General features: G+C 69.3%; 20 protein-coding genes and 1 pseudogene. 16 read left to right on the top strand and 5 right to left on the bottom strand.

Annotated features, from left to right (window positions below; genetic code table 11):
- Positions 1-121 precede the first annotated feature (121 nt).
- The 6 genes and pseudogenes from CGZ91_RS09385 to CGZ91_RS09360 all read left to right on the top strand — a co-directional run bounded on the left by CGZ91_RS09385 (position 122) and on the right by CGZ91_RS09360 (position 8014).
- Positions 122-3019: a hypothetical protein gene (locus CGZ91_RS09385; protein ID WP_094454574.1), complete on the top strand. Its 2898-nt coding sequence runs from the start codon at positions 122-124 to the stop codon at positions 3017-3019.
- A gap of 78 nt (positions 3020-3097) precedes the next feature.
- A pseudogene (locus CGZ91_RS09380) lies at positions 3098-3903 on the top strand (SDR family NAD(P)-dependent oxidoreductase); the annotation flags it as partial.
- Positions 3904-3937: 34 nt separating this feature from the next.
- The gene (locus tag CGZ91_RS14975; RefSeq protein ID WP_094450412.1) at positions 3938-5020 is read left to right on the top strand and encodes a lysophospholipid acyltransferase family protein; all 1083 of its coding nucleotides are present in this window, start codon (positions 3938-3940) and stop codon (positions 5018-5020) included.
- Positions 5017-6738 (top strand): FAD-binding oxidoreductase, encoded by a 1722-nt coding sequence (locus tag CGZ91_RS09370; protein WP_229115991.1) that lies wholly within the window; start codon positions 5017-5019, stop codon positions 6736-6738. The genes CGZ91_RS14975 and CGZ91_RS09370 overlap by 4 nt, the downstream gene beginning before the upstream one ends.
- 1 nt (position 6739) lies before the next feature.
- Entirely contained in the window at positions 6740-7258 is a 519-nt protein-coding gene (locus CGZ91_RS09365) for a GNAT family N-acetyltransferase (RefSeq protein ID WP_094454570.1), read from the top strand.
- A 258-nt stretch (positions 7259-7516) separates the two neighbouring features.
- Complete coding sequence (locus tag CGZ91_RS09360) at positions 7517-8014, top strand: hypothetical protein (RefSeq protein WP_144276857.1); 498 nt, start codon at positions 7517-7519, stop codon at positions 8012-8014.
- Between the two features lie 6 nt (positions 8015-8020).
- Here the strand turns inward: CGZ91_RS09360 and CGZ91_RS09355 are convergent, their stop codons facing one another.
- The 3 genes from CGZ91_RS09355 to CGZ91_RS09345 form a co-directional block, all read right to left on the bottom strand.
- Positions 8021-8557: a hypothetical protein gene (locus tag CGZ91_RS09355; RefSeq protein ID WP_094454566.1), complete on the bottom strand. Its 537-nt coding sequence runs from the start codon at positions 8555-8557 to the stop codon at positions 8021-8023.
- A 129-nt stretch (positions 8558-8686) separates the two neighbouring features.
- Positions 8687-9850 (bottom strand): DegT/DnrJ/EryC1/StrS family aminotransferase, encoded by a 1164-nt coding sequence (locus CGZ91_RS09350; RefSeq protein WP_094454564.1) that lies wholly within the window; start codon positions 9848-9850, stop codon positions 8687-8689.
- Between the two features lie 52 nt (positions 9851-9902).
- Complete coding sequence (locus CGZ91_RS09345; protein ID WP_179229297.1) at positions 9903-11519, bottom strand: amidohydrolase family protein; 1617 nt, start codon at positions 11517-11519, stop codon at positions 9903-9905.
- 127 nt (positions 11520-11646) lie between these two features.
- Between CGZ91_RS09345 and CGZ91_RS14785 the strand changes: the two genes are divergently transcribed.
- From CGZ91_RS14785 to CGZ91_RS09295, 10 genes are all read left to right on the top strand, one after another.
- Entirely contained in the window at positions 11647-13353 is a 1707-nt protein-coding gene (locus CGZ91_RS14785; RefSeq protein ID WP_144276855.1) for a hypothetical protein, read from the top strand.
- Positions 13354-13657: 304 nt separating this feature from the next.
- Positions 13658-14269 (top strand): SAF domain-containing protein, encoded by a 612-nt coding sequence (locus tag CGZ91_RS09335; RefSeq protein WP_094454558.1) that lies wholly within the window; start codon positions 13658-13660, stop codon positions 14267-14269.
- Positions 14266-15024, top strand: coding sequence for a hypothetical protein (locus tag CGZ91_RS09330; RefSeq protein ID WP_094454556.1), 759 nt, complete (start codon positions 14266-14268; stop codon positions 15022-15024). Before CGZ91_RS09335 ends, CGZ91_RS09330 begins: the two co-directional genes overlap by 4 nt.
- Positions 15021-16439 carry a CpaF family protein gene (locus CGZ91_RS09325; RefSeq protein WP_094454554.1) on the top strand — a complete coding sequence of 473 codons (1419 nt, stop codon included), beginning with the start codon at positions 15021-15023 and terminating at the stop codon, positions 16437-16439. Before CGZ91_RS09330 ends, CGZ91_RS09325 begins: the two co-directional genes overlap by 4 nt.
- A complete protein-coding gene (locus CGZ91_RS09320) occupies positions 16436-17266 on the top strand; it encodes a type II secretion system F family protein (protein ID WP_179229296.1) in 831 nt (276 codons plus the stop codon). Before CGZ91_RS09325 ends, CGZ91_RS09320 begins: the two co-directional genes overlap by 4 nt.
- Entirely contained in the window at positions 17263-18129 is an 867-nt protein-coding gene (locus tag CGZ91_RS09315) for a type II secretion system F family protein (protein WP_094454550.1), read from the top strand. The genes CGZ91_RS09320 and CGZ91_RS09315 overlap by 4 nt, the downstream gene beginning before the upstream one ends.
- A 14-nt stretch (positions 18130-18143) precedes the next feature.
- Complete coding sequence (locus CGZ91_RS09310; protein ID WP_094449424.1) at positions 18144-18350, top strand: hypothetical protein; 207 nt, start codon at positions 18144-18146, stop codon at positions 18348-18350.
- The gene (locus tag CGZ91_RS09305; protein ID WP_094454548.1) at positions 18347-18703 is read left to right on the top strand and encodes a TadE/TadG family type IV pilus assembly protein; all 357 of its coding nucleotides are present in this window, start codon (positions 18347-18349) and stop codon (positions 18701-18703) included. The genes CGZ91_RS09310 and CGZ91_RS09305 overlap by 4 nt, the downstream gene beginning before the upstream one ends.
- Positions 18700-19146 (top strand): TadE/TadG family type IV pilus assembly protein, encoded by a 447-nt coding sequence (locus CGZ91_RS09300; protein WP_094454546.1) that lies wholly within the window; start codon positions 18700-18702, stop codon positions 19144-19146. Before CGZ91_RS09305 ends, CGZ91_RS09300 begins: the two co-directional genes overlap by 4 nt.
- Positions 19143-22034, top strand: a complete 2892-nt coding sequence (locus CGZ91_RS09295) for a LysM peptidoglycan-binding domain-containing protein (RefSeq protein ID WP_094454544.1) — start codon at positions 19143-19145, stop codon at positions 22032-22034. The genes CGZ91_RS09300 and CGZ91_RS09295 overlap by 4 nt, the downstream gene beginning before the upstream one ends.
- A gap of 29 nt (positions 22035-22063) precedes the next feature.
- On the opposite strand, the gene CGZ91_RS09290 is transcribed toward CGZ91_RS09295, so the two are convergent.
- The gene (locus CGZ91_RS09290) at positions 22064-23380 is read right to left on the bottom strand and encodes a neutral/alkaline non-lysosomal ceramidase N-terminal domain-containing protein (RefSeq protein ID WP_094454542.1); all 1317 of its coding nucleotides are present in this window, start codon (positions 23378-23380) and stop codon (positions 22064-22066) included.
- Positions 23377-24273: an ion transporter gene (locus CGZ91_RS09285; RefSeq protein WP_094454540.1), complete on the bottom strand. Its 897-nt coding sequence runs from the start codon at positions 24271-24273 to the stop codon at positions 23377-23379. Before CGZ91_RS09285 ends, CGZ91_RS09290 begins: the two co-directional genes overlap by 4 nt.
- Positions 24274-24393: the final 120 nt, after the last annotated feature.

Here is a 24393-nt window from a genome sequence, read left to right as displayed (position 1 = left end):
CGGCACTCCAACGTCCGCGACAAGACGAAACCTATTGACTCACTACCGCATCGCGCAAGAGGATGGCCGCAATTGGTTTCCGCAATGTCGCATCGTCACTGACTCACACCGGGGAGCACCCATGAAGCACCGCCCGCGCCGCATCCTCGCGACCCTCACCGCCGTCGTCCTCACCACGTCCCTCGCCCCCGGACTCCTCGGCACCGCCACCGCACAGACCCCACCCCCAGCCGATCCCACGCCGAGCCCGCCGGCCCAGATGACACCGCGAACGCCACCACAGCCCACCCCTGCACCCTCCCCGACAGCCCCACAGCGCAGCGCCGCGCCGCAGCCCGACGACGTCGAACCCCAACACCCCAGCCTCCACGACGCGCTGCGAACGACCGACACCACCCCCGACGATTTCATCGACGCCGGCGAGGCGAGCGGCCACCAGGCCCAAGCCATCGACGCCGCCACCGACCACGACGGCTACCGGGCCGTGGTGCTGCGTGAGGGCGAGCCCGTGGTCCTGGTCAATGACCCCAGCCAGATCAACACCGACATCCCCACCGAAGCGACCGACCTTCCCGCCCTCGAACCACTACTACGCGCCTACCTCGACCAGGTCGGCGATCAAGGCCTCCAAGGATTCGCCACCACCGCCGACACCATCACGATCCGGGTCAGCAACCCCGACCAACTCCGCCCCGGCCACGACCTCACCCCCGCCGACTTCGCCGCCGAACACCGCCTCACCCTCACCGACCCCACCGACCGAGGCATCCGTCACGCCGATGCCACCCCAGGGCGGGCGCTGCGACTGGCCGGAGTCAACACCACACCCCGCTGGTGCACCACCGCCTTCTCCATCACCGCCCCGCAAGGCGACGGCGTACTCACCGCCGGACACTGCACCAACGACGGCCTCAACCCCGACGCCGAAATCACCCAGCAACCCCACACCCCCACCCAACCCCTGGGCCGAGTGACCTGGAACCAGTTCGGCGGCCCCGGCAACACCCCCACCGACTTCATCGACCTGACCGGCACCGACCTCGCCCTCATCACCGACCTCGACCCCAACACCACCACCCCGGGCCTGGTCCCCGGCGACGGCGCCACCGACATCCACATCCAAGGCGCCACCCCCGCCCCCATCGGCGCAACCGCCTGCACCCGAGGCGCAGCATCAGGCTGGAGCTGCGGCACCGTCATCTCCACCGGCTCCTACTTCCTGCCCGCCCCCACCAACCCCGGCCAATACCGCGCCGTCGAAGGATTCGAAGTCACCGGACTCACCCTCACCGACGGAGACTCCGGCGCACCCGTGGTCATCGGGAACTACGCCGCCGGCATCCTCAGCGCCGGCGACCACACCAGCGCCATCATCGTGCCGATCAACGCCCTCACCGACCACGGCCCCGGCGGCACCCTCACCACCTGGGTGCCCAGCCCAACCATCAACGACGCCCAAGACGCCGGCCCCGGCCACGTCCTCACCACCCCCGACCAACCCATCCACGGCCACATCACCCCCACCCCGGGACTCACCCTCACCGCCAGCCACAACCACACCCCGATCCCCGTCACCGGCCCCGACACCAACGGCGCATTCACCATCACCCCACCGGCAAACACCACCGGCCCCATCACCATCACCGCCACCGACACCACCGGGAGCCGGTCCCTCCCACTCACGATCCACCCCAGCCCCCGCATCAACAACACCGCCATCCACACCCACTGGCTCAACCAAGGCGGCGCCGCAGGCTGGATGGGCCCACCCACCACCACCACCCAATGCGGCCTGCCAGCCAACGGATGCCAACAGGCCTTCACCCACCACCAAGCCCACATCACCACCAGCAACCACGGCACCCACCACATCCGCGACGACATCGCCACCCGCTGGACCCAAGCCGGCGGCGCCACCGGCCCACTCGGCTACCCCACCACCGACCCCGTCTGCGGCCTCACCAACGGCGGCTGCTACCAACACTTCTCCACCGAACGCACCATCATGTACTGGAGCCCCACCACCGGAGCCCACTGGACCCGCGGCTACATCCTCGACAAATACGCCACCACCGGCTACGAAACCGGACAACTGGGCTACCCCACCACCAGCGAAACCTGCGGCCTCACCGACGGCGGCTGCCTCACCACCTTCGAACACGGCACCATCACTTGGACACCCAACAACGGCATCAACGCCTACTACACCCTCACCGGCCCCATCAACGACCTCTGGGCCAACACCAACGCCGAACGCGGCACCCTCGGCTACCCCACCACCGACCCCGGCTGCCTCAACACCACCCACTGCCAACAAACCTTCGAACACGGCGCCATCTACAACTCCCCCTCAGGCACCTACCCCGTCCACGGCCGAAACTGGGACAAATACCGCCTCGTCGGCGGCGAACTCGGCTACCCCACCATGGCCGAAAACTGCACCATCACCGCAGGCGGCTGCTACCAACACTTCGAAACCGGCGGATCCCTCTACTACAACCCCCACGCCGCCACCTCCTACCTGATCAGAGGCCTCATCAAACAACGCTGGGCCGACCTCGGCTGGGAAAACAGCTGGCTCAGCTACCCCACCACCGACGAAACCTGCTACACCGACGGCCGATGCCAACAAGACTTCCACGGCGACGGCACCCTCTACTGGACCCCAGGCGCACCACACCCCTACTACATGCGCGGCACCATCCGCACCAAATACCGCTCCAACCCCACCTGGACCAACGTCCTCGGCTACCCCACCAGCGACGAAATCTGCGGCCTCCCCAACAACGGATGCAAACAAAACTTCCTCACCACACCCGGAACACCCCACCCCCGCACCATCCACTGGACCGCATCCACCGGCGCCCACCCCATCATCGCCACCGGAATCCTCCAGCAATACCACGCCGCAAACGCCGAAAACGGCCGCTACGGCTACCCCACCCAAGACCAACACACCACCGGAACCACCCACACCCAACAATTCCAAGGAGGCACCCTCACCACGACAACGCCCTGACCCGCCCCAGCCCTCCCTCCGACAGACCCCAATGTGGACCGCCCAACCGGCGTACGTGGGGCCGCTAGGGTTGCTTCCATGGGACGTGCATTGGTCACTGGAGCAACTGCCGGCATCGGCGCCGAGTTCTGCCGACAGCTCGCCATCGCGGGCACCCATCTGGTCATGGTCGCCCGCGATGAGGCCCGCCTCACCGCCAGGGCCGAGGAGTTGCGCCGCGAACACGGCGTCGAGGTCGAGGTGCTGCGTGCCGACCTCGCCGACCGGGACGACCTGCTGCGGGTTGCCGAACGCTGCGAGTCCGCCGACGCGCCCATCGACCTGCTCGTCAACAACGCCGGCTTTGGCCTGCACGCCAAGCTCCTCGACAAGGACTTCACCATTCAGGAGCGCGCCCTGGACGTGATGTGTCTGGCCGTCCACGTGCTCGCCAGCGCCGCCGGCCGTCAGATGGTCTCCCGGGGCCGCGGCGCGATCCTCAATGTCGCCTCCTCCTCGGCGTACATCACGACCGGCAACTATTCGGCCGTGAAGGCGTGGTGTCTGGTCTACACCGAGGGCCTGTCGGTGGAGCTGCACGGCACCGGGGTCACGGCCACTGCGCTGTGCCCCGGCTGGGTCCACACCGAATTCCACGAACGCGCCAACATCACCGCCGGCCCGATCCCCGAGCCGGTCTGGATCCCGGTCGACCGGCTGGTACGCGAGGCGCTCGCCGACACCGCCCGGGGCAAGGTGATCTCGGTCCCGACCAAGCGGTGGCGCTTCGCGGTGGAGCTGGGTCGGCACGTTCCGCGCGGGACCGTACGGTTTTTCTCCCGGCTGCTGAGCGGCAGCCGAAAGAAGGCACAGTCCACCCGCGACGAATCGGCGCCGGGCAGCACCGTGCCCGACGCGGCCGGGCTATAGAGTGCAGCCGTGAGTTCTCGGAAGCGGTACAAGTCGCGCACCTTCGGCGGTGCGCGCTACGTCGCCCAACGGCTCACCCTGAAGCCGGCGATCGGCGTCAGCACCAAGGTGCAGGTGCACGGCAAGGAAAACCTCACCCATCTCGAGGCCCCCTTCATCGTGGTCGCCAACCACTCCAGCCACCTCGACGCCCCCCTCATCACCCAGGCCCTGCCGAATCGGCTCTCCCGCTACCTGGCCACGGGCGTGGCAGCGGACTACTTCTTTGACAAGTGGTACAAGGCCGCCCCGACCAGCCTGTTCTTCAACGCCTACCCGATCGAGCGCGGCGGCGCCGCCAAGAAGCACCGCGGCCTGTCGGGCCAGCTGCTCGCCGACGGCGTACCGATCCTCGTCTTCCCTGAGGGCACCCGCTCCCGCGACGGCGCCCCGGGCACCTTCAAGCCGGGTGCCGCCGCCCTGTCGATCAGCCACAACGCCCCGATCCTGCCGGTCGCCCTGGTCGGCGCCTGGGAGGCCATGCCGTCAGGCAATTCGCTGCCGCGCCGCGGCCGCCCCACCGTGCACGTCGTCTTCGGCCTGCCGATGTCGGCCAAGACCGGCGAAAATGCCCGCGCCTTCACCGAGCGGATCCGGCAGGCCATCACCGAGCAGCACGACACCGTCGCCAAGGCGGTCGGCAAGCCGACGCTGTCCGAATACACCATGCATCGCGCGATCCGCAGCTCCGGCGGCGTCCTCACCCCCTCCTTCGGTGACGACCTCACCGGCGAGGTGCTGGACCGCGACCTGCCCGTCCCCACCAAGGAACCGCGCCGCGCCAAGGATGCGGAGGACCGGCCTCGGACCAAGGCCGAGGAACGGTTCGCCGAGTTCGAACAGGCCAGCCGGGAGGCCGCCGAACGGCTCAGCGTACGCATGACCGGCATCAGTGACCAGATCAAACAGGCCGCCCAGCGCAGCAGCGCCGAGGCCAAGGAACAGTTCGACCGGCGGGTCCAGCAAGCCAAGGACAACGCCGCAACGAAGCGGAAGAAGCGCCGCGGCGCCTCCGCCGACCAGTCCTCCACAGCGGACAAGGAGCAGCAGTGAACGGCGTCAAGCACATGAAGTGGTGGGGCTGGGGTGTCGACGGGGTTGCCTTCAACCCGGACAACAAGCCCAAGTTTCCCGGCTTCGTCCAGGAGAAGGTCGGCATCGACATCTATCACACCACCTCTGAGCCGCGCTTCGAGGACCTCGACGTCCCCGCCAGCCAGCTGCCCGAGGACCTGCGCGCCACTCTGGTCGCGGCACTGAGCGAGGAACAGGTCGTCACCGAGGACCTGGAGCGGGTCGTCCACGCCTACGGCAAGGGCGTACGCGACCTGGTACGCGTCCGGCGCGGCGAGCTGGGCCGGGTGCCCGATGCGATCCTCTACCCCCGCGACGAGGACCAGGTCGTCGCCATCGTCGAGGCGGCCGTCGCCGCCGACGCGGTGCTGATCCCCTTCGGCGGCGGCTCCAACATCGTCGGCGCGCTGGAAGCCGAGCCGGGCGAGCAGCGTACGGTGCTGTCGATCGACATGGGCCTGCTCAACAAGGTCCTCGAGATCGACGAGAATTCCGGGCTGGCACGGATCCAGGCGGGCGCACTGGGCCCCGACCTGGAGGAGCAGCTGGGCCGCCGCGGCTGGACGCTGGGCCACTTCCCCGACTCCTTCAACCACTCCACCCTGGGCGGCTGGATCGCGACCCGTTCCTCGGGCATGCAGTCCGACAAGTACGGCGACATCGCCGACATCACCCGCGGCCTGCGGATGGTCACCCCGGCCGGTGAGGTCGTCGCGCTGCGGCCGCTGCCGGCGACCTCGTCGGGCCCGTCGGTGCGCGAGATGATCCTCGGCTCCGAGGGCCGACTCGGCATCATCACCGAGGCCACCGTGGCAATCCACCGGGTGCCGGAGGTACGCGAGATCCAGGCGTACTTCTTCCCCTCCTACGCCCAGGGCCTGGCCTGCATGCAGGCGATCGCCTTCTCCGACGCCGCTCCGAGCGTGGCCCGGGTCTCCGACCATCGCGAGACCGCATTCACGCTGGCCACCAGCAAGGAGTCCAAGGGCGTCAGCAACCTGGTGACCAAGGCGCTGATGACCTATCTGAAGCAGCGCCGCTGGGACCTGTCGAAGCTGTGCCTGTCCTTCATCGGCTTCGAGGGTTCGGCGCAGCATGTGCGCTACGAGAAGGCCCAGGTCAACCGGATCGTCTCCGAACACGGGGGCATCGGCGTCGGCAAGGGCCCCGGCGTCCTCTATGACCAGAAGAAGTTCGACACCCCCTACATCCGCGACTTCCTGCTGGATCGGGGCGCCGTCGCCGACGTGTCGGAGACCGCCACGCCGTGGTCGAGCACCCAGCAGGTCTACGACGCGGTGATCGCCGCCGCCGAGAACGCGATGGCCGAGCAGGGCGTGGCCGGCTACATCATGGCCCACCTCTCGCACAGCTATCACTCCGGCGCCTGCCAGTACTTCACCTTCGCCATCGCCGACGACTCCGACGAGGCAATCGACAAGTACGACGCGGTCAAGCGGGCCGTGCAGCAGGCCTTCGTCGACAACAACGGCACCGTCTCCCACCACCACGGCGTCGGCGAGGAACACTCGCCCTGGATGGAACAGGACATCTCCCCGGCCGGCGTCGGCATCCAGCGCTCCCTCTTCGGTGCGGTCGACCCGGGCCGCAACTTCAACCCGGGCAAGATCATCCACGACGGCCAGCCCGGCATCAGCTCGAATTCGAAGCAGCCCGCGGCCACCGACGAGGGCTGACGTGGCGACTGGTCGCTTCCGGATCAAGCAGGCCGCCCCCGAGGAGCTGCTGCCCGCCGCGCGTACGGTGGCCGCCTGCTGGCGGGAAACCTATCCCTTCGCCGACGCGGTCTTCGACATGAAGGACGCCCGTACACCGCAGCAGGCCGAGGGCTGGGACCTGCGTTCCCAACTGGGTGAGTACTTCTGGATCGTCGTCGACCACGAGGCCGAGCCGGAGCCGGACGGGCTGCGCCCGATCGTCGGCGTCGCCCACGCCGCGGTCAGCGAGGAGAAGAACGCACCGACCCCGCTGCTGCTGGACCTGATGTATCTGCGCCAGCTCGCCCAGGGCTCCGGGATCGCGGACCGGCTGATCGAGATGGCCATCGGCGACGCCCCGGCGTACCTGTGGGTGCTGGAGCGCAACGAGCGTGCCCTGGCCTTCTATCGCCGACACGGCTTCGAGCTCGACGGCGTACGCAAGCCCCTGACCGGCGGCATGGAGGGCTGGGACGACCTGCGGATGGTGCGGGGCTGAAGATTTCGCTCCTTGCCATTGCCGCTGGCCGGCTTGTGGATTACCGTATACATCAGGCGCACCATTGGGGGTGGGCCACGCCCTTGGAGGTCCGATGGACTGGCAAAGAAGTGGCGTCCGAGGAGTTGCCCTGATTGTTTGCGCGCCCCTCCTTAGTTATGGCTCAAGCTCGGCTGCGCACGCAGCGCCGAAACCCTTTCAGTTGGACTTCTCAAAGATCGAGCAAGCGGACCCAGCTGCGGCGTCCACAGGCTGATCATGCGCCCTCAATACATGTTCCTCGCCGCGGCCGCGGCAGCCCTGCTCGTCTCGTCAGCCTGCGCCGAGACACGTACGCCGGCCGGGCCCCCAGCCGATCAGGTCGCCGACCTCTGCCCCACGACGGTGGGGGAGTACTACTCCTCGGGCTCACCCCGCGTGGAGTTGGATGACGACTTCGTCTTCACCGGCGTCACCTGGTGTGACTGGCAGTGGGACAGCGGTCAGGTGGTGGAGCGATTCACTACCGATGTGGAGCTGCTACAGGGCTTGTACGCGGACCTGTCCGAACGTCCGGCGCCAGTTGTCGGCTGTGCACTCACCGGACCGCAGACCCGCTATGTCGTCTATCTCTATCCGGTCGAGGGTGAACCGATCTGGTGGGATGTGCCGGACGACGGTTGTGGGGACTCGCAGACCGGGTTTCAGGACCGCACCGACGTCGGGGACGCCCTGAAGGAGATGAATTGGGAGATCTCCTCCAGCCCCAAGCCATAGGCTGACTCAGGACCCGGCCCAGCGCAACGACTGGCGGCCGTGCGACGCACTTCGGATGGCGCGGTCAATCTCCTGGGGACGGCGGTCCAGGCAGTCCAGCGGATAGAGCTGCCGCGGCACGGTCTCCCCGGACACGATCAGGCTCATCTCACCGCCGCGGGCCGCCATGGCGGTGACCTCGGCAAACCCCCACGGCACGAACCAGGCGCCCTGCCGGCCGTGCACGATCAGCCCGCCCTCGGAGATGTCCAGGGCTCGTTCGGGGAGCTTGGCCGGGTCGCGATGCTCGGCGATCGTCCAGCCGGCCGTCATGGCGATGCCGGCCAGACCGAGACCCATCGGCACGTAGCCGCCGGCGCCGATCGGGGTGAAGTTGCCCGCGGCGATGGCCATCAGGAAGAGCGACCACCACGCCACGCCGACGAGAACGATGATCCCCCAGGTGCGATGGGAGGACCGCTTCCGCTTGAAGCGCAGCTGTGCCTTGCGGCGGTCGATGCGGATCGACGTCGCCACCGGCGCGGGCTCGGGGACAGCAGTCACGGCACCATTGTGGCCTGCCCCGGCCGGAAGTGCATCACTCGACGAAGCTGTGCAGTGTCGTCAACTCGATTGAGGTTGCGGAGCCGATCGGGCCCCGCAACCTCAATCGAGTTGGCCATTCTGCACAGATCAGGCCTGGCGGGCCCGCGGGTCGGCCATCACCTTGGTCACCGCGGCGGCGGCGAGGTCGGCGTTGTCCAGATCCGACATCAGCTGGGTCTGGACGATCCAGCCCACCTGCTCGCGGCGCTCGTCCGCGTTCGGGGTCGGCACGACACGGGCACGAACCGTGATCGACTCCATGTGGGCCAGCCCCGGGTAGCCCTCGGCGACCGGGAAGTTCTCCGCCGCCAGCGCCTGGAGGATCCACGCCTTGTCAGCACCGGGACCGAAGTCCAGCAGGCCCAGGTGGTAGGAGTGCCGGGTGGTGCCCTCCGGGGCGGGCAGCACGCGTACGCCCTCGGGCAGGCTGGCGGTGAAACGCTCGACCCACTGGTTGCGGTGATCGACCTGGGCATCCAGATCGGCCAGCCACGGGTGCAGCAGCGCGGCCTGGAACTCGGTCATGCGCAGGTTCCAGCCGATGCTGTGGTGGCCATACCACTCGCCCTCGGGCACGCGGCCCACGTTGCAGATCGACCAGCAGCGGTCCGCGACGGCCTTGTCCTTGGCGACCAGGATGCCGCCCTCGCCAGCAGTCATCGCCTTGGAGGACTGGAAGCTGAAGGTCGCAACGTCGCCGTGGCTGCCGACGGGCTGGCCGTTGTACGCCGCGCCGTGAGCCTGGGCGGAGTCCTCGATGACGCGCAGGTCGTGTTCCTTGGCGACGGCCAAGATCTCGTCCATCGGCGCCGGCGCACCGGCGATGTGGACGGCCATGATCGCCTTGGTCTTGTCGCTCAGCGCGGCCTCGATGGTCTTGCGGCTGAGGTGGAAGTGGTCCGGGTCGATGTCGGCGATGACCGGCACGACGCCCATCAACTGGGCGGCGGTGGCACAGGCGACGAAGGTGTAGGAGGGGATGATGACCTCGTCACCGGCCTCCAGACCCAGCGCGACCATCGCCACGGTCAGTGCGATGGTGCCGTTGGTGGTGGCGACACCGTGGCCGCCATGCTTCTCGCCGAACTCCTTGGCAAAGGCGTCGACCCGCTCACCCGCGGTCGAGCCCCACTTGCCGGAGTCAAGGACGTCGAGCAGGCCGTCGCGCTGCTCCGGGGTGGCCTTCGGCGGCCAGGTGGCGGCCCAGTTCTCGGGCAGGGTCGGCGTACCGCCCTCAAGTGCGATGGTCATGGTTCTCCCTTGTTCCTCGTGGTCGTGGTCGACTGGTTCGGTTGGTTGTCGGTCAGTTGTTGGCATACGCCTGGCTGGCATGCCAGCGTTCGCCGAGCAGGGCGACCATGTTGCCGCCCAGGATCTTGTTGCGGTCATCGCTGGTGAGGCGGGCATAGCGCATCTTGCCCAGCCCCCAGCGGGGGTCGAAGAAGAGCGCGTCGGTGCCATAGAAGACTCGTTCGGCGCCCACCTGCGCGACCATGTATTCCACGCTGGCTGCGGTGTTGAGCGAGCCGCAGATCTCCAGATGGCACTGCGGATTGTCGCGGGCGACGTCGACGAAGGTCGGCAGCCCGGCAGGGTTGAGGCCGCTGTGGCCCATCAGCAGCTGCAGCCCCGGCACTGCGCGGGTGGCGGCGTCACATTCGGCGGCGCTGCAGGTCGCAGCCAGGTGCGAGGTGTGGGTGAGCACGGGAGCGCCGACCTCGGCCGCCAACTCCAGGGCGCCGCGATAGCGCCGGTCGGTGATGGCGACGTTGTGGGTCGAGGGGTGCAGCTTCAGCCCCCACACCAGCGGGTCGTCGAGCTGGTCACGCAGCCGCGGCAGGTGGTCGGGGTCATGCGGGTCGACGACCAGATAGACGCCGAGCCGGCCGGGGTGGGCGTGGGCCTCCTCGATCGCCTCCTGATTGCCCAGCACCGCGTCGTTGCCGACGCCGTGCATGCTCGACACCGCTGCTGCGTCGACGCCGATCCGGTCCAGCTGCTCGACCAGCCAGGCGCCGCTGTATTCGGGCACCCAGAAGTCGCCCCAGGTTGACAGGTGGGCGTGCGCATCGATGACCGGGGTGGTCGAGGGGCCGCCGTCGTCGGGCAGCGGAGCAGCGGGGTGCTCGCGTACGCCGATCCGCTCCGGCCGGTCCGCCTGCTCGGCGCCCGCCCCGACCAACTCAGCGAGGTCCCGGCCGACCATGGTGGCGAAGTTTTCGCCCGCGATGCCGGCGATCTGATCCTCGGGCAGGTCCAGGTAGTCGAGCAGGAAGCGGGGTCCGGCGTCGTCCTTCATGGGGGCGCCGGTGCCGAAGACCAGGCGCTCCGCCCCGACGGACTCCGCCAGCCACTCCAACGACCGCGGCGCGATCAGGGTGCCGGTCTCGACGTAGGCGTTGGGGCGTTCGGCGAGCAGTTCGGCGACGCGGCGCAGGTCGCGATAGCCGGGTTCCAGACAGAAGACGGTGAGGTCCGGGTGGGCGGCGGCCAGCGCGGCCACCTGTCCGATGCCGCCCTCGGTGGCGCTGATCGACACCGGGATGCCGGCTTCAGCCAGCACCGGCCACCAGCGCTGCGCGCTCGGCCCGGTGAGGTTCCACTGGTGCTTGCCAGGCATGGCTCGCACCATCACCGGGTTGGTCGCGACCAAGTCCTCCGGCGTACGCGGCCAGCTCGCCGTGCCGACCGAGGGGATGATGACCGGGGTCGGGACCAGACCCGGCTCGTCGTGGAGGTCGCCGACCCGCGTACGCCAGTCGCGCCCTTCCGCCTCCAACTGCACCTCGTAGAAGCTCACGGCGGCACAGCCAGCGATGCCCAGATGGTCCAGCTCGGCCCGCAGCCCGGCGGCGGTTTCACTGCGGACGCTGCCGGTGGTGATCGGGCCCACCAAGCGGTGCGCGTCAAAGATCAACATTGGTCTCTCCTGAGGGACAACTTCGCGGAAGAATACGTTATCCGTGAGAGGAAGCCTACCCCTTCCGCATGTCGCCCACAGGCCCCCGGAAGGCGTGCGGGCCCCGGTGTCGCTTAGGCTCTCCGGCATGGCCATCTCGAAGAACGCTGACGGATCCATGCCGCTTCGCCACGGCAGCGGCGCCGTCTTCGGCACCCTTTCGCGCCGCTACGGCGGCAACCCCCACGCGCACGAACGTCGCATCGGCGGGGCGATCATGCTGCTCGAATGGCGTTACGAGCGCGACGGCGTCCGGTACGCCGCGGTGGCCTCCGCCGGGCTGGAGCGGATTCCCTTCGACGGCGCGGAGCCGATCGAGGTCGTTGCGGAGGTGCTCGAGGACCAGGCAGCCGCCGCAGCCATCGCCGTCGAGGTCGTCGTACGCCGCTCGGTCGAGGAGTTGCAGGCGCCCTGGCAGCCGGGTCGGGTCTGGATCAACCAGGAACCGCTGCTGCGGGGGACCAAGATCCAGGCGCTGGTGATCGACCCGTCGGCCGCCGACGCGCTGGTCGATGACAACGGACAGCGGGTGGGCACCCTGCACACGGTCGCCCTGTTGACCGAGGACGAGGGCAAGGCAGTCGCGCTTCGGGGCGTGCAGCCGCTGGACCACGCCCGCCGGGAACGCCGAGCTGCGCTCGCCGACGTGGAACGTGGCGGCTCACTGTTTGGTGAGGACGGCCAGCCGTTGGACGTGCCCGCGCCAGCCGCGGGCACCGGTGCAACCGGTCCCGCCGGTGCCGAAGGTCCCGAAGGACCCGCCCCGGAGATCCGCGACGGTGCCGAGACCGGCGACGACACAGGGCCCGGCAGCGACGCCGGGCTCCGCGCGGACGAGGGCGAGCCGGACCACATTGCCAACGCCTTGGCCGGCGACAGCAAGAGCGCACCCGAAACCGCCACCGAGGAAGCAGCCACCCCCGCGGCCGACGCCGCCCGGCGCGCCTCGGTGACCTCCCCCGCAGCTGCCGGTCCTGACACCCCGGGCTCCGAGCCCGCACCCAAGCGGGTCGCGGCAGGACCGGGCCCCGAGGACAACCCTGCGGCCGGACCGGCACCCTTGCCGCAGCAGCCGCAGCAGCATGAAGAACGCCATGCGGTGGTCCCGCCACCGCCCGGCAGCCCGTCTGCCCCTGCGCCTCGCGATCCCTTTGCCCCTGCCCCGCCCACCGGACTGCCGCCGCAGCCCGACCCGAGCGCCCACGCGGGCCCCTCGGACACCGTGCCGCACACCCAGCACGGCGGACCGGACGAGCAGCCGACGGGACCTGGTGGCCAGTTCGACGGACCCAGAGCCGGCCAGCCTCCGCACCAGCACGGCGCACCAGCCGGGCCCGGTCAGCCTCTGCAGGGCCAGCACGGCGCCCCCGCCGACCAGCCGCCCCACGGCGGCACTCGCCCACCGGCGCCCGCAGCTCAACCACCCGCACCTCAATCGTCCGCAGCGGGTCCGGCCCTGCCGGCGCCTCCCGGGCCCCCGCCGGGTCCGGGCACCGGCCAGCGCCACGACCGGGCGTACCTTGATCACCAGGCCGTGATGGTCACCCAACTGGTGGCCGACTATCCGGTGCGGTGGTTCGAGACCAACGAGGACGGCATGCTGGTCGCCTTCACCCAGCTCGAACGCCCTGAACAGCTGCAGGACCAGAGCACCTTCCAGGTCTGGAACCTGGCACGGGTCGCGGCGCTCAACCCGTGGCTGGAGGAGTTCCTGCTGACAGCGCAGACCGGCGACTACGCCTCCTACGTCGAGGGCCAAGGCTGGACCGTCGGTCGCCTGGAGGACCTCGACTGAGGCGTACGCCGCTCAGCCCCACCTCTGGGCCCTGACCCGATCGCCGTGCAGAAACGACGGTGATTCTGGGCTCTTTGCGCCACAGGAGCATGTCGGGCGATCTGCCCGTCGTTTCTGCACGCTTGCGTACGCAGGGAGCGCGCTCCCGCATCAACACCACTCCGCATCCGCACGCGCCGCACTCTCACGCGTTTCTTTGGTGATTCTCAGATTGGACCTAGCGCCGTCCTTACGTCTCTTGGAAGTGTGGTCGGAAGCGGGCCGCCCCACCGTCGGAGTGGCCTGACCGGACCGAGGGGACCGCATGGCCAACCCGAGCACCAGCGGTGGACGACGCCGCCCGACGTGGATTGCGGCCGGCGTGCTCGCAATCTGCCTCGGCGGCCTGGGCGGCGGTTTCCTCTACAGCCAGGCGGTCCACACCGAGGAGGTCCTCGCGGTCACCGAGCGGGTCAGCCGCGGCGAAGTGATCGAGGCCGAGGACCTGCGCGTGGTGCCAGCCGGCGAACTGCCCGGCGTCGACTCGGTGCCGGCCTCCCAACGTGACTCGGTCATCGGCACCCGCGCGGCGACCGACCTGCCTCGCGGCAGCTTGCTGACTCCCGACAGCCTCAGCGAGACCGAACCGCGCCCCGGCATGGTCCAGGTCGGTCTGCGCCTGACGCCGGGCCGTACGCCGACCCAACTGCTGCCAGCCGGCACCGCAGTCACCCTGATCATCGTCGCCGCGCCCGGGTCGGACCCAACGGCCACCACCAGCGGTTCATTCCCCGGCACCACCGCCATCGACGCGCGACCCTCGGAGGACGGGTCAGCGGTGCTGGTCGACGTGTGGGTGACCGCCGAGCACGGGCCGACCGTCGCCGAGTTGGCCGCGACCGATCGGCTCGCGTTGATAACCGCGGAGCAGTCATGACGACCATCGCACTCCTTGGTAGCGGCGGGGCGCCGGGAGCAACCACACTCGCGCTCGCGCTCGGCGCCGCCTGGCCCGGCGAATCCTTGGTCATTGACGCCAATCCGGTCCCGGATCACAGCGTGCTGGCGGGATTCCTGCGGGGCGAGCAGGCGCCCTCGGCTGGACTCTTCGGCCTCAGCTCAAGCCTGCGCGAGGGCAGCGAACCTCGCGAGGCACTTCGCGCCGGCCTGATGCGACTGCCCGCCGCGCCCGGTCCTGACCGCTGGTTCCTGCCCGGCTTCCCACACCCGGGCAGTGCCGAACACTTCGCCGCCGGCTGGCGAGCAGTCGGCCACGCCATCGCCTCGTTGACCGCTGAGGATCCGCGCCGCGGCTTCATCCTCGATTTGGGCCGCGACCCTCGGCTGCCGGACGAGATCTCCGTCCTGGCCGACGAGATCTGGCTGGTCTGTCGTGGCGACCTGCGTGGCCTGGCCTCGGCGCGCTTGCAGCTCGGCGCACTCCGGGAGGCCGACCCCACCCCTCCGGTCTCATTGATCATGGTCGGCGATTCACCGTACGCCGACTCCGAGATCGAGGAACAGCTCACGGTCCATCTGCGCGGCGTGATCCCCCACGATCCAGTCGCGGCTGGCCACTACAGCCACGGCACTTCGGCGCCGCGCCGGCTGGCCAGGTCGGCGTGGTGGCGTCGAGTCACCGAACTCAGCGCGGCCGCAGCGAGCGACACCAGGCGGAGGACAGCAGCATGAGTCAGCTCACCTCGATCCAGCTCTTCGCCACCCCATCCGGCGGCGCCGGGCCAGCCTCCGAACCCCACATTGCCGACGCCGGCGCTGCCGCCGTTGATCACGTCGTCGATTGGCCCACCGTCGCGCAGCTTCGGCGTACCGCAGCCCAGGAGATTGCCGAAGCCGTCGCCGAACGTCGCGCCGCCGGACCCCTCGACAGCACCGGCGAACGGCTGCTGGGACGCTCAGTGATCAAGGTCGTGGTGCGTCAACATGCCGACAGCCTGGCCCGCCAAGGCCGACCGCTGTGGTCGCTGGCCGAGGAGCGCTCCCATGTACGTGCGGTGGAGGCCGCCATCTACGGGTATGGCCGACTCCAGCCGTTGTTCGAGATCCCGGATGCGGAGAACATCGAACTGTGCGGCTCCGACTCGGTGGTGGTCCAGTACGGCGACGGCACCCGTCGCACCCATCCCCCGGTGGCCGACACCGACGAAGAGCTGGTGGAATCCATCCGATTCCTGGGGGAATCGGCCACGCCGACTCGCCCGTTCGACCCGGCCCATCCGACCATGACCCTGGCCTTGGGGGACCGGTTCCGACTCCATGCGATCGGGTTCGGACTGGCACACCGACCGTCGGTGACGATCCGGCAGCACACGTTGACCCAGGTCCGACTCCATGACCTGGTCGAGTCGGGAATGATGCCGCTGGACCTGGCCCAGTTCCTCCATGCCGCTGTCCTGGCACGCAAATCGATCATGATCAGTGGCGATCAGGGCGCCGGCAAGACCACCCTGCTGCGTGCACTGATCGCCGCGATCCCCACCAACGAACGATTCGGCACCCTGGAGACCGACTACGAGTTGCTCACCCACCTACAGCCCGGTCGCAGCAACATCCTCGCACTGCAGGCCCGCGTGGGGATGGGCGAGGAACACCTAGGCGCCCGGATCGGCGAGGTGACCGTCGCCGATCTCTTCCCCGAGGCGCTGCGCCAGAATCTGTCCCGGCTGATCGTCGGAGAGGTCCGAGGCGCCGAGGCAGGAGCTCTGTTCGAGGCGCTCCAGTCCGGCGCCGGCACCATGGCGACGACCCACTCCCATTCCGCCGGATCGACGATCGACCGGCTCGCCGCCCGCGTCGCGCAGGGCGGCATGTGGAGCATCGCCGAGGCGTACCGACAGATCGCCCATCACATCCACCTGCTGGTCCACGTACGCCTGGACGACCAGACCTGGTGCGGCGGAACCCGGCGGCGCGTGATCGGCCAGGTGAGTCAGCTGACCGGCGCGATGGAGGGCGGCTGGCCCAGCACCCACCTGATGTATCAGGCAGCCGGCCCCCAATCTGCGGAGCTGTTCCATCCCGATCCGACCATGGCCAGCGAGCTCGAACCGTTCCGTTCGGCATGGTACGAACAGGAAGAATCATGACCGCGGTGGCAGTGGCCTGTGGGGTCGCGCTGGTCGGCGGAGCCCTGCTGATCGTGGCCGGGCTGCGACGATCCACAGAGTTGTCCACAGCTGTGTGGAAACCGATCAAGGTTCCTGCCCGCTGGTGGCGTACGGGCATCGTCGCCCTGCTCGGCGGGATCGCCGCAGCGGCGCTGACTGGACTGCCGATCATGCTGGTGTTGGTCCCGGTGACCGTCGCCCTCATGCCCTATCTGCTCAGCGCGCCGCCCAATGACGAGATCACGCGCTTGGAAGCGCTCGATCGCTGGGTCGCCCAACTGATCGGCGTCCTCGGCACGGGCACTTCCCTGGTCGACGCCATTCGCTCGTCGGCCCGGACCGCCCCGGTGATCCTGCGCGAGCCGATCGCGACCATGATCATTCGCATCGACGACGGGTCGCCGCCGCAACGAGCCCTGCGCGGTTTTGCCGACGACTTCTCCGAACCTGATGTGGACTCGGTCGCCGCAGCGCTGATGGTGGCCTCGGCCAACGGCGGCACCGGTGCTCGAGCCTGCCTGCGGGCCCTGGCCGCCGCACTGCAGCACCGACTCTCGGCGCTGCGCGACATCGAGGCCGAGCGCGCCAAGCCGCGCGTCGTGGTGCGTCAGGTGACCATGATCACCCTGGTGGTGCTGGCTGCTGCACTGGTGGTCGGGCGAAGCTTCTTCGAGCCGTACGCCACTCCGGTCGGCCAGGTCATCCTGACGGTGCTGGTCGGCATCTATCTCGCCGCCCTGCTGGGGATGCGACGACTCACCGTGCCGCGTCGCCGGGCTCGGATCCTGCTGGGTGGTCAATCATGATCACTCAGATCGGGACCGCGGTGGTGGCAGGCATGGCGGTGATGGCCGGGATCGCACTGGTGGTGGCCGGTGTGATGCGTCGGCCGGCACCACTCGGGGCGAGTCTGGCTCGACTGTCCGCCGTCACCGAAGCGGCACCGCCGACTGGCGGCCGGTGGGCACGGCTGGTGCAGCGGCGCCCCGGCCTGGTCAGCCCGTCCACGCGGGCACGGCTGGAAGTACGTGGCCTGACCCCCGAGGAGTTCCTGGTCGACAAGGTCATCCACGCCGTGTTGGGACTGTTGATGCCGGGGATCATCGGAGCAGCGTTCCTCTGGTTCGGCCTGGCGTCGTGGCAGGTGCCCGCCGGGCTCAGCATTCTGGGCGGGCTCGTGGGATGGTTCATCCCCGATCTCCAGTTGCGGCGCACCCACGCGGTGGACCAGCGGGACGCAGCGGAGTCGCTGCTGACCATGTTCGACCTGGTCGCTCTAGGCCGACTGGCCAACATGAGCGCGACCCAAGCGCTCGGCGCCGCCGCGGCGCTGTCCGACACCCCGGTGTTTCTGCGGGTACGCCGCTGTCTGGACACCGCCCGGCTGCAGCAGCGTTCTCCCTACCAGGACCTGCGACGCCTCGCGGCGGAGTGGAAGCTGCCACTGCTCGACGACCTCGTCGACGTGTTGCAGATGGAACAGACCGGCGCAGCGCTCAGCGAGGCCCTCGCCAACCGCGTCACCGAACTGCGCTCCGAGCACCTGGTGCGCGACAAGATCACCGCCCACGCCGCCTCGGAACGCCTCACCTTCTTCATGGTCATTCCGGCCATGGTCTTTGGTCTCATTTTTCTCGTCCCCGCCGTGATGCGCCTGCTTCTCGGCTGAACCCAGGAGGAAACATGTCCACACTCACCCAGCTGCCCCGGCGTACCGTGGCCGCCCTGACCATCGCCATGACGTGGCTGCTCGCCGGCCCCGACCAGCGAAACGAGCGAGGTCTATCGCAATCTACTGAAAATGCGATATTGCTTGCCGGGGCCGTGACCGTCGGCGGGATCGTCGTCGCCGCCGTCATCGCTTTCGTCCAGAACAACCTGCCGCGATGAGGCCGGCCGCGGACCAGCGCGGCCTGTCCGAATCCGTTCAGTGGGCGCTGGTGACGCCCCTGCTGCTCGGGCTGCTGCTGGGAGGGTTGCACCTGGGGATGCACCACCACGGCACCACGGTGGCTCGGGATGCCGCCTCCATCGGCGTCGATGTCGTCGCCAGTGGCCGCCCAGCTCCCGAAGCCACCGCCGCCGCCGAGCGCTTCGCGATCGAGGGAGGGTTACGTGCCGTCCAGGTGCAGATTCAGCCCCGTGGGCGTCTGGTCGCCGTCGTGGTCAGTGGCGATGTCCCCGGCCCGATGGGCAGCCAACGCGTCAGCGCTGAGTCCCTCGCACCCGGGAATCGACCATGATCGACCAGCTCACCACCATGCCTCGTCCCGTCCGCGATGAGCGTGGCAGTGGCGCGGTCGAAGCAGCCCTGCTGGTGCCCGTCATCGTCATGATGATCGCGCTGTTGGCCGGAGGTGGTCGCGTCTGGTCCGCCCGCGCCCAGCTCGCCGATCTGGCAGGTGACGCCGTACGCCTGGCCGCGCACGCCGATTCCAGCCACCAAGCCAGGGCCGATGTGGCCGCTCTGGTGGAGGCCAGCGCCGCGCCGGCCGGCTGCGCCACAGTCGAGATCGACCTCGACCTGAGCGACTTCGGCCGCACGCCGGGCACCGCCGGCACGGTGACCGCGACGCTGCGGTGCACCGCCGATCTCACCGACCTGTTGTTGCCCGGACTGCCCGGCTCGATGGTGCTGGACGCCACCGCCGAGGCACCGCTCGACACCTACCGGAGGCACCGATGAGTCCCTCAACCGACCGCCCGCCGGGGCTCGTTGCGCGCGGTGCGGCGCTGGTCGCCATGATCGCGATCGTGGTGCTACCACCCGTGGCGTTGCTGTGGCTCGGCCACCTTCCCGCCGACCTGCCCAGCGACCTGGGCTGGCTGCTGCAGCCCGACGACGGTTCGGTCGTGCTGCAGGCCCTGACCGTGCTCGGCTGGTTCGCCTGGTTGGTGATGACCGGCTGCCTGTTGATCGAACTCGTCAACCGGATTGGCGGCCATCAGGTCCGACTGCCCGGTCTGGGCTGGCCGCAAGCTCTCGCCGCAGGCCTGATCGCGGTCGTGATGTCCCAGCCCGCGACAGCCATCGCCGAGGCGCCTGCCGCGCAGACAGTGGTGGCCCAGGCGGCTTCGGCGCCGGTCGCCACCCCCGGCCCAGCCGAGGACGAGACGCCGCCCGTCCCGGAGCAGGAAGCCGGCCCCACCCGCCACCTGACCGTCACGGCTACCGACGACCTGTGGTCGATCGCCGAGCGCGAGCTGGGCGACGGTGGCCGTTGGCACGAGATCGTCGCGCTCAACCCGGGGTTGGATCCACTGGCCGAGCTCCATCCCGGGCAGCAGCTCCGACTTCCCGTCGACCCGCACCTCCAGGAAGCGCCACCTCCGCCCGCGACGGTGGTCGTGGAGAAGGGGGATTCGCTGTCGTCCATCGCCGAGGACACCTGGGGCGATGCGGACCTGTGGCCACTGCTTTACCACGCCAACCAGGACCAGATCGCCGACCCCGATCAGATCGACATCGGCTGGCGGCTCGAAGTCCCCACCCTGGCCGAGGATGACACCGCCAGCCCCGAGGCAACGGCGCCAGCGGCCCCGGCGGAGGTGCCGCAGACACCGGAATCCGCCCCCGAGGCCCCGGTGACCACACCTGCCCCGCCGGTGGTGACCTCAACCGGCAATCGCACCCCGATTCCTGATGAATCACAGCCGACCGCGCTGGTGGATGCCGGCAGCTCCGCGCCAGACGGCGCGGTCCAGGAGTGGGGTGTTCAGGTCGCCGGTCTGGCGGCCCTGGCGATCGTCGGCGCGCTGGCCACCCGCCGCCGCTGGCAACTCCAGCTGCGGCCGGTCGGACACCGAATCCCGGCCGACTCCCCCGAGACCGCCCTGGTCCTCAGCCGGCTGGAGCGCCTGGCATTTCCGCCGATCAGCGAGGAGGACGATCCCGAATCGCCGCCGCCCGTCGCACCCGATGCCGGACCACGCAGGCTGACGCCCCAGCTTGCACTGGGACGGGCCCTCGTGGGCTGGCACGCCGATCCTGCTCGCCCGGCACCGCTGGTCGTCCGTCTCGGCCCCAGCCAGGTCACCGTGATCCCGGCCGAGCCGACGGACCCGCCCGACGGCTGGCGTGTGGACGCCGGCGCCCACCACCTCGGCTTCGATGCCCTGCCCGGTCTGGCTGAGCCCAGCCCTTCTCCGCTGCCGGCGTTGGCGACGCTCGGCACCGACGGTCCCGATCTGGTGCTGCTCAACCTCGAGGCGGTCGGACACCTCGGGATGGTCGGCGATGCCGAACAAGTACGCGGGGCCAGCGCAGCCTTGTTGCTGGAGCTCAGCTGCCGTTCGGGTCCCGGCGAGATCGAGGTCCTCATCACCGGCGAACCCGCCAGCCTGGTCACCGCGATGGCTGCCGGACACGTGCGCTGGTTCCGCGACGCCACCTCGGCTGCCGCGGCGATGAACCGAGAGGCCGACCAGCGTCGCCAGTCTGACCACGGCGACCATGGCGCGCTCAGCCAACGCCTGACCGCCCCCGACACCGCAGACGCCTGGCGGCCCTGGGTCGCCCTGACGGCTGACGGCGAACCCACCGAGGTCACCGCCGACCCGCGGCCCGGGCTGTGCTGGGTCGACGGGGACCCGAACGCCGAGGCCGTCCTCGACCTGGCCCGTCAGGAACTGCGCACCCCGATCGGGTCCTTTGCCCTGACCCCGCAGTCCATCGATGCCGACGCCCGCGCGGCGTTGACTGCCCTGTTCGCCGCCCGCGGCGACGACCAGCACGAACCGGCCTGGTGGGCCGGCGTACGCGTGTCTGATCCCGACGACGACGATGTCGCCACCGTCACTCCCCTCCGTCCCCGCACGCCCGTGCCGAAGGACTCGCCGATGAACCGCAACCATCCGACCCTGTGCATCCTTGGACCCGTCACCCTCGAGGGCTGCCGCGGACCTCGCCCGCCGCGGGCGCCGCGACAGTGCATCGAGTACGCCACCTGGCTGCTCGAGCATCCCGGCCTGAGCTCGCGCACGATGGCCGACGCGTTGGCCATTGCCGAAGGCACTCGCCGCTCCAACATGTGTCGACTCCGCGCCTGGCTGGGCAATGACGATGGCGGCGAGCCGTATCTGCCGGAGGCGTACAGCGGCCGGATCGGACTGGCGCCGGCCGTCACCTCCGACTGGAAGGAGTTCCAGGCGCTGGTCGCTCTGGGACTCAGCCGTACGCCGACCCAGATCTTGGCCCAGGCACTGGACCTGGTCCGCGGGGCGCCGCTGGCAGATGTCGCGCCGGGTGACTGGTACTGGGCCGAAGGACTACGGGTCGAGATGGCACAACTGATCCGGGATGTCGGCCACGAGCTCGGCGAACGCGCTCTGGTCGAACGCAACGTCGAACTGGCTCGGTGGGCGATCGGCAAGGCCCAGTACGCCGCGCCTCACGACGAACAGTTGCGCGCGGTGCTGCTGCGCGCCGAACACCAGGCCGGCAACCACGCCGCCACCGACACCATCATTCGCGACCTCGCCACCACCGCCCGACAGCTCGGCGTCGACCTCAGCGAGGAAACCGTGACGGTAATGCAGGACGTGATGCTCGAACGCGCCCGCGCTCGCGCCTGACGTACGTCGAAGTCCGACCAGACCTTGGCTCAGGCCAGCCCGTCCACCAGCCCGGCCACGGCACCATGAATCTGGTCCTCGGTGTCGCGCGCCCACCGCCCGGCGTACCGTCGGAACGTGTTCGCCTCGATCACCTCGTAGCCGTACTCGTCGAACTGGCGCGCCACCGGCACATAGCCGACCAAGCCATTGCTGTACCCCAGCGGCACCACCTGGGCGAAGCGCCCACCGAGCTCACGCTTGAGCCGCAGGCCGTGCTCGACGGTCATCTCCCCGCCCAGCGCCACCACCGCAACGTCCTCACCGACGGAGATCACCTGCGCCACGAGGTCCGCCTCGGAGGTGGTGGCCTCCCCGTCGGCGAGCTTGCGCTGCCAGGTCTGCGACCAGCGCCGCTCGTGCGGCAGCGACGAGTCGGCCAGCCGGCGTACCCGCTCGCGGTCGACCTCCTCGGTCCGCAGCGGAATCGTGCCGAAGGCAGTACGAATCGCGCCCGCCACCGGCACCGCATCGGTCATCGCCGCCAGTGCCGCGTCGGCCAGCTCGTGACCGAGTGCGGCGACCTGCTCCCGAGTCCGAATGCCGAAGACCGCGCTGCGCGGATCAGCAGGCCGCGGCTTCTGATCCCCGGCGCAGCCCTGCAGCACCATCGCCTGAGCCGCCGTGGCATCGACCAGGGCGTCCACGGCGTACGACACGTAGTCGCCGCCGATCCACAGCCCGTTGCGCGAGGTCGGGTGGCAGGCGTAGCTGGCCACCACCCCGCGGATGCCGCCGTCCTCGCCGCGCAACACCAGCACCGGCACGTCGTGGTCGCTCGGGCCTTCGGGGTGGGGTGCCATCGCCCGGCCCACCCGGCCTGGCGCTTCAGGATCCGGTCGTCGACGGTTCATCGCGATGCCGCAACGACCGACCGCACGCTCGAGCCGCACGGGCACCCGATGGTGATGGGCGCGTTCGGCGAGCGTCACGAGCCGCCCGATGAGTTCCTCGCGGTAAGCCTCATCGATCCAGCCGTGGGTGTGCACATCGTTGTCACGCAGGGCCGGCCCGCAGTGCGTGTGGGTGGCGTTGAGCAGGATCTGGCTCCGATCCAGCCCCAATCGCTCTCCGATGCCGGCCGCGATTCGATCGGGCAGATCGTCCTGCAGCCCGACCAACTCCACCGACACCACCACCACATCGGTCGCCCCATCACCCAGACTCAGGGCGACCGCCCGCAACGGATGATCCACGCCGACGCTGGAGTGAAAACCGCGGTGGCTGAATCCAGCCAGTGGCGTCCCCACCGGCGGCGTCATGTCGATCGTCGACATCCCCGCCAGATAGGGAGTGGGCTGATTCATGGCGTCGCCGGCTCCTCGGTCGAAGTGACATCGGCGATCGCCGTGTCGCGCTCGCGTTCCAGCCTGTCGATCTTGTCCTCCAGGCGCTGCAGGACGACCATCATGTCGTCCTCGCTGACGCCCCGCTTGGCCTCGTACGCATCCTCGAGGCTGGTCACGATCACGCCGACGACGAAGTTGACGACCACATAGGTCCCGAACAGCACGAAGGCGATCGTGTAGATCAACCCCCACGGAGACGCCGCACGCAGGTCACTGAGGGTGTCATTCCAGCCCTCCAGCGTGAGCAGCTCGAACAACGTCAGCATGCCCTCGCCGATGTTGCCGAAGTACTCCGGCGCCACATCGGCGAAGGCGACATAGCCCACCACCGCATAGATGTAGGTGCCCAGCGCGATGATGCTGCCGAGGCTGAACGCCGGCCCCAACGCCCGCCGGATGCCTTCCATCAGCACCGAAATGTCGGGCATCACCCGCAGCAGCCGCACCACCCGGAGCAGGCGTACGACGCGCAACACGGTCCACGCACTGTTGATCCACGGCAGCCAGGCGACCAGCACCACGATGAAGTCGAAGACGTTCCACGGATTGCGGACGAAGGCCCGCACCGACAGGCCGTGGGCGACGAACCGCAGCAGCAGCTCCACCGCAAAGAACACCACCAGGACGACGTCGAAAACCTCGATGGTGCGCGACAGACGGGTGCCAGTCTCGAGATAGGTCTGGACGCCGATCGCGACCGAGTTCAGCACGATGACGGCGATGACCAGCCCCTCGAACCAGATGCTGCCGACCAGCTTGATCGCCTTGCGCTGCCAGGCCGGCTGCCCATCACGCAGCGGCGGCGCCGAGGTGATCGAGCCTGTCCACAGGCTGGCTTGAAAGATCGGCACGCGCGCTTTGCTCCTCGTGAGATTGCTGTGCCAACCCTAGCGACCGGCGTACGCCCCTGCAGTCGGTTGCATGGCCGGCCGACCCGACTACGCCCGGACAACGCACCGCCGGCGCCACCT

Source organism: Parenemella sanctibonifatiensis (assembly GCF_002250565.1).
In the GTDB taxonomy this organism is placed as follows: Bacteria; Actinomycetota; Actinomycetes; order Propionibacteriales; family Propionibacteriaceae; genus Parenemella; species Parenemella sanctibonifatiensis.
The sequence above is the reverse complement of the archived record's forward strand: the minus strand, read 5'-3'. Positions and strand labels throughout refer to the sequence as shown.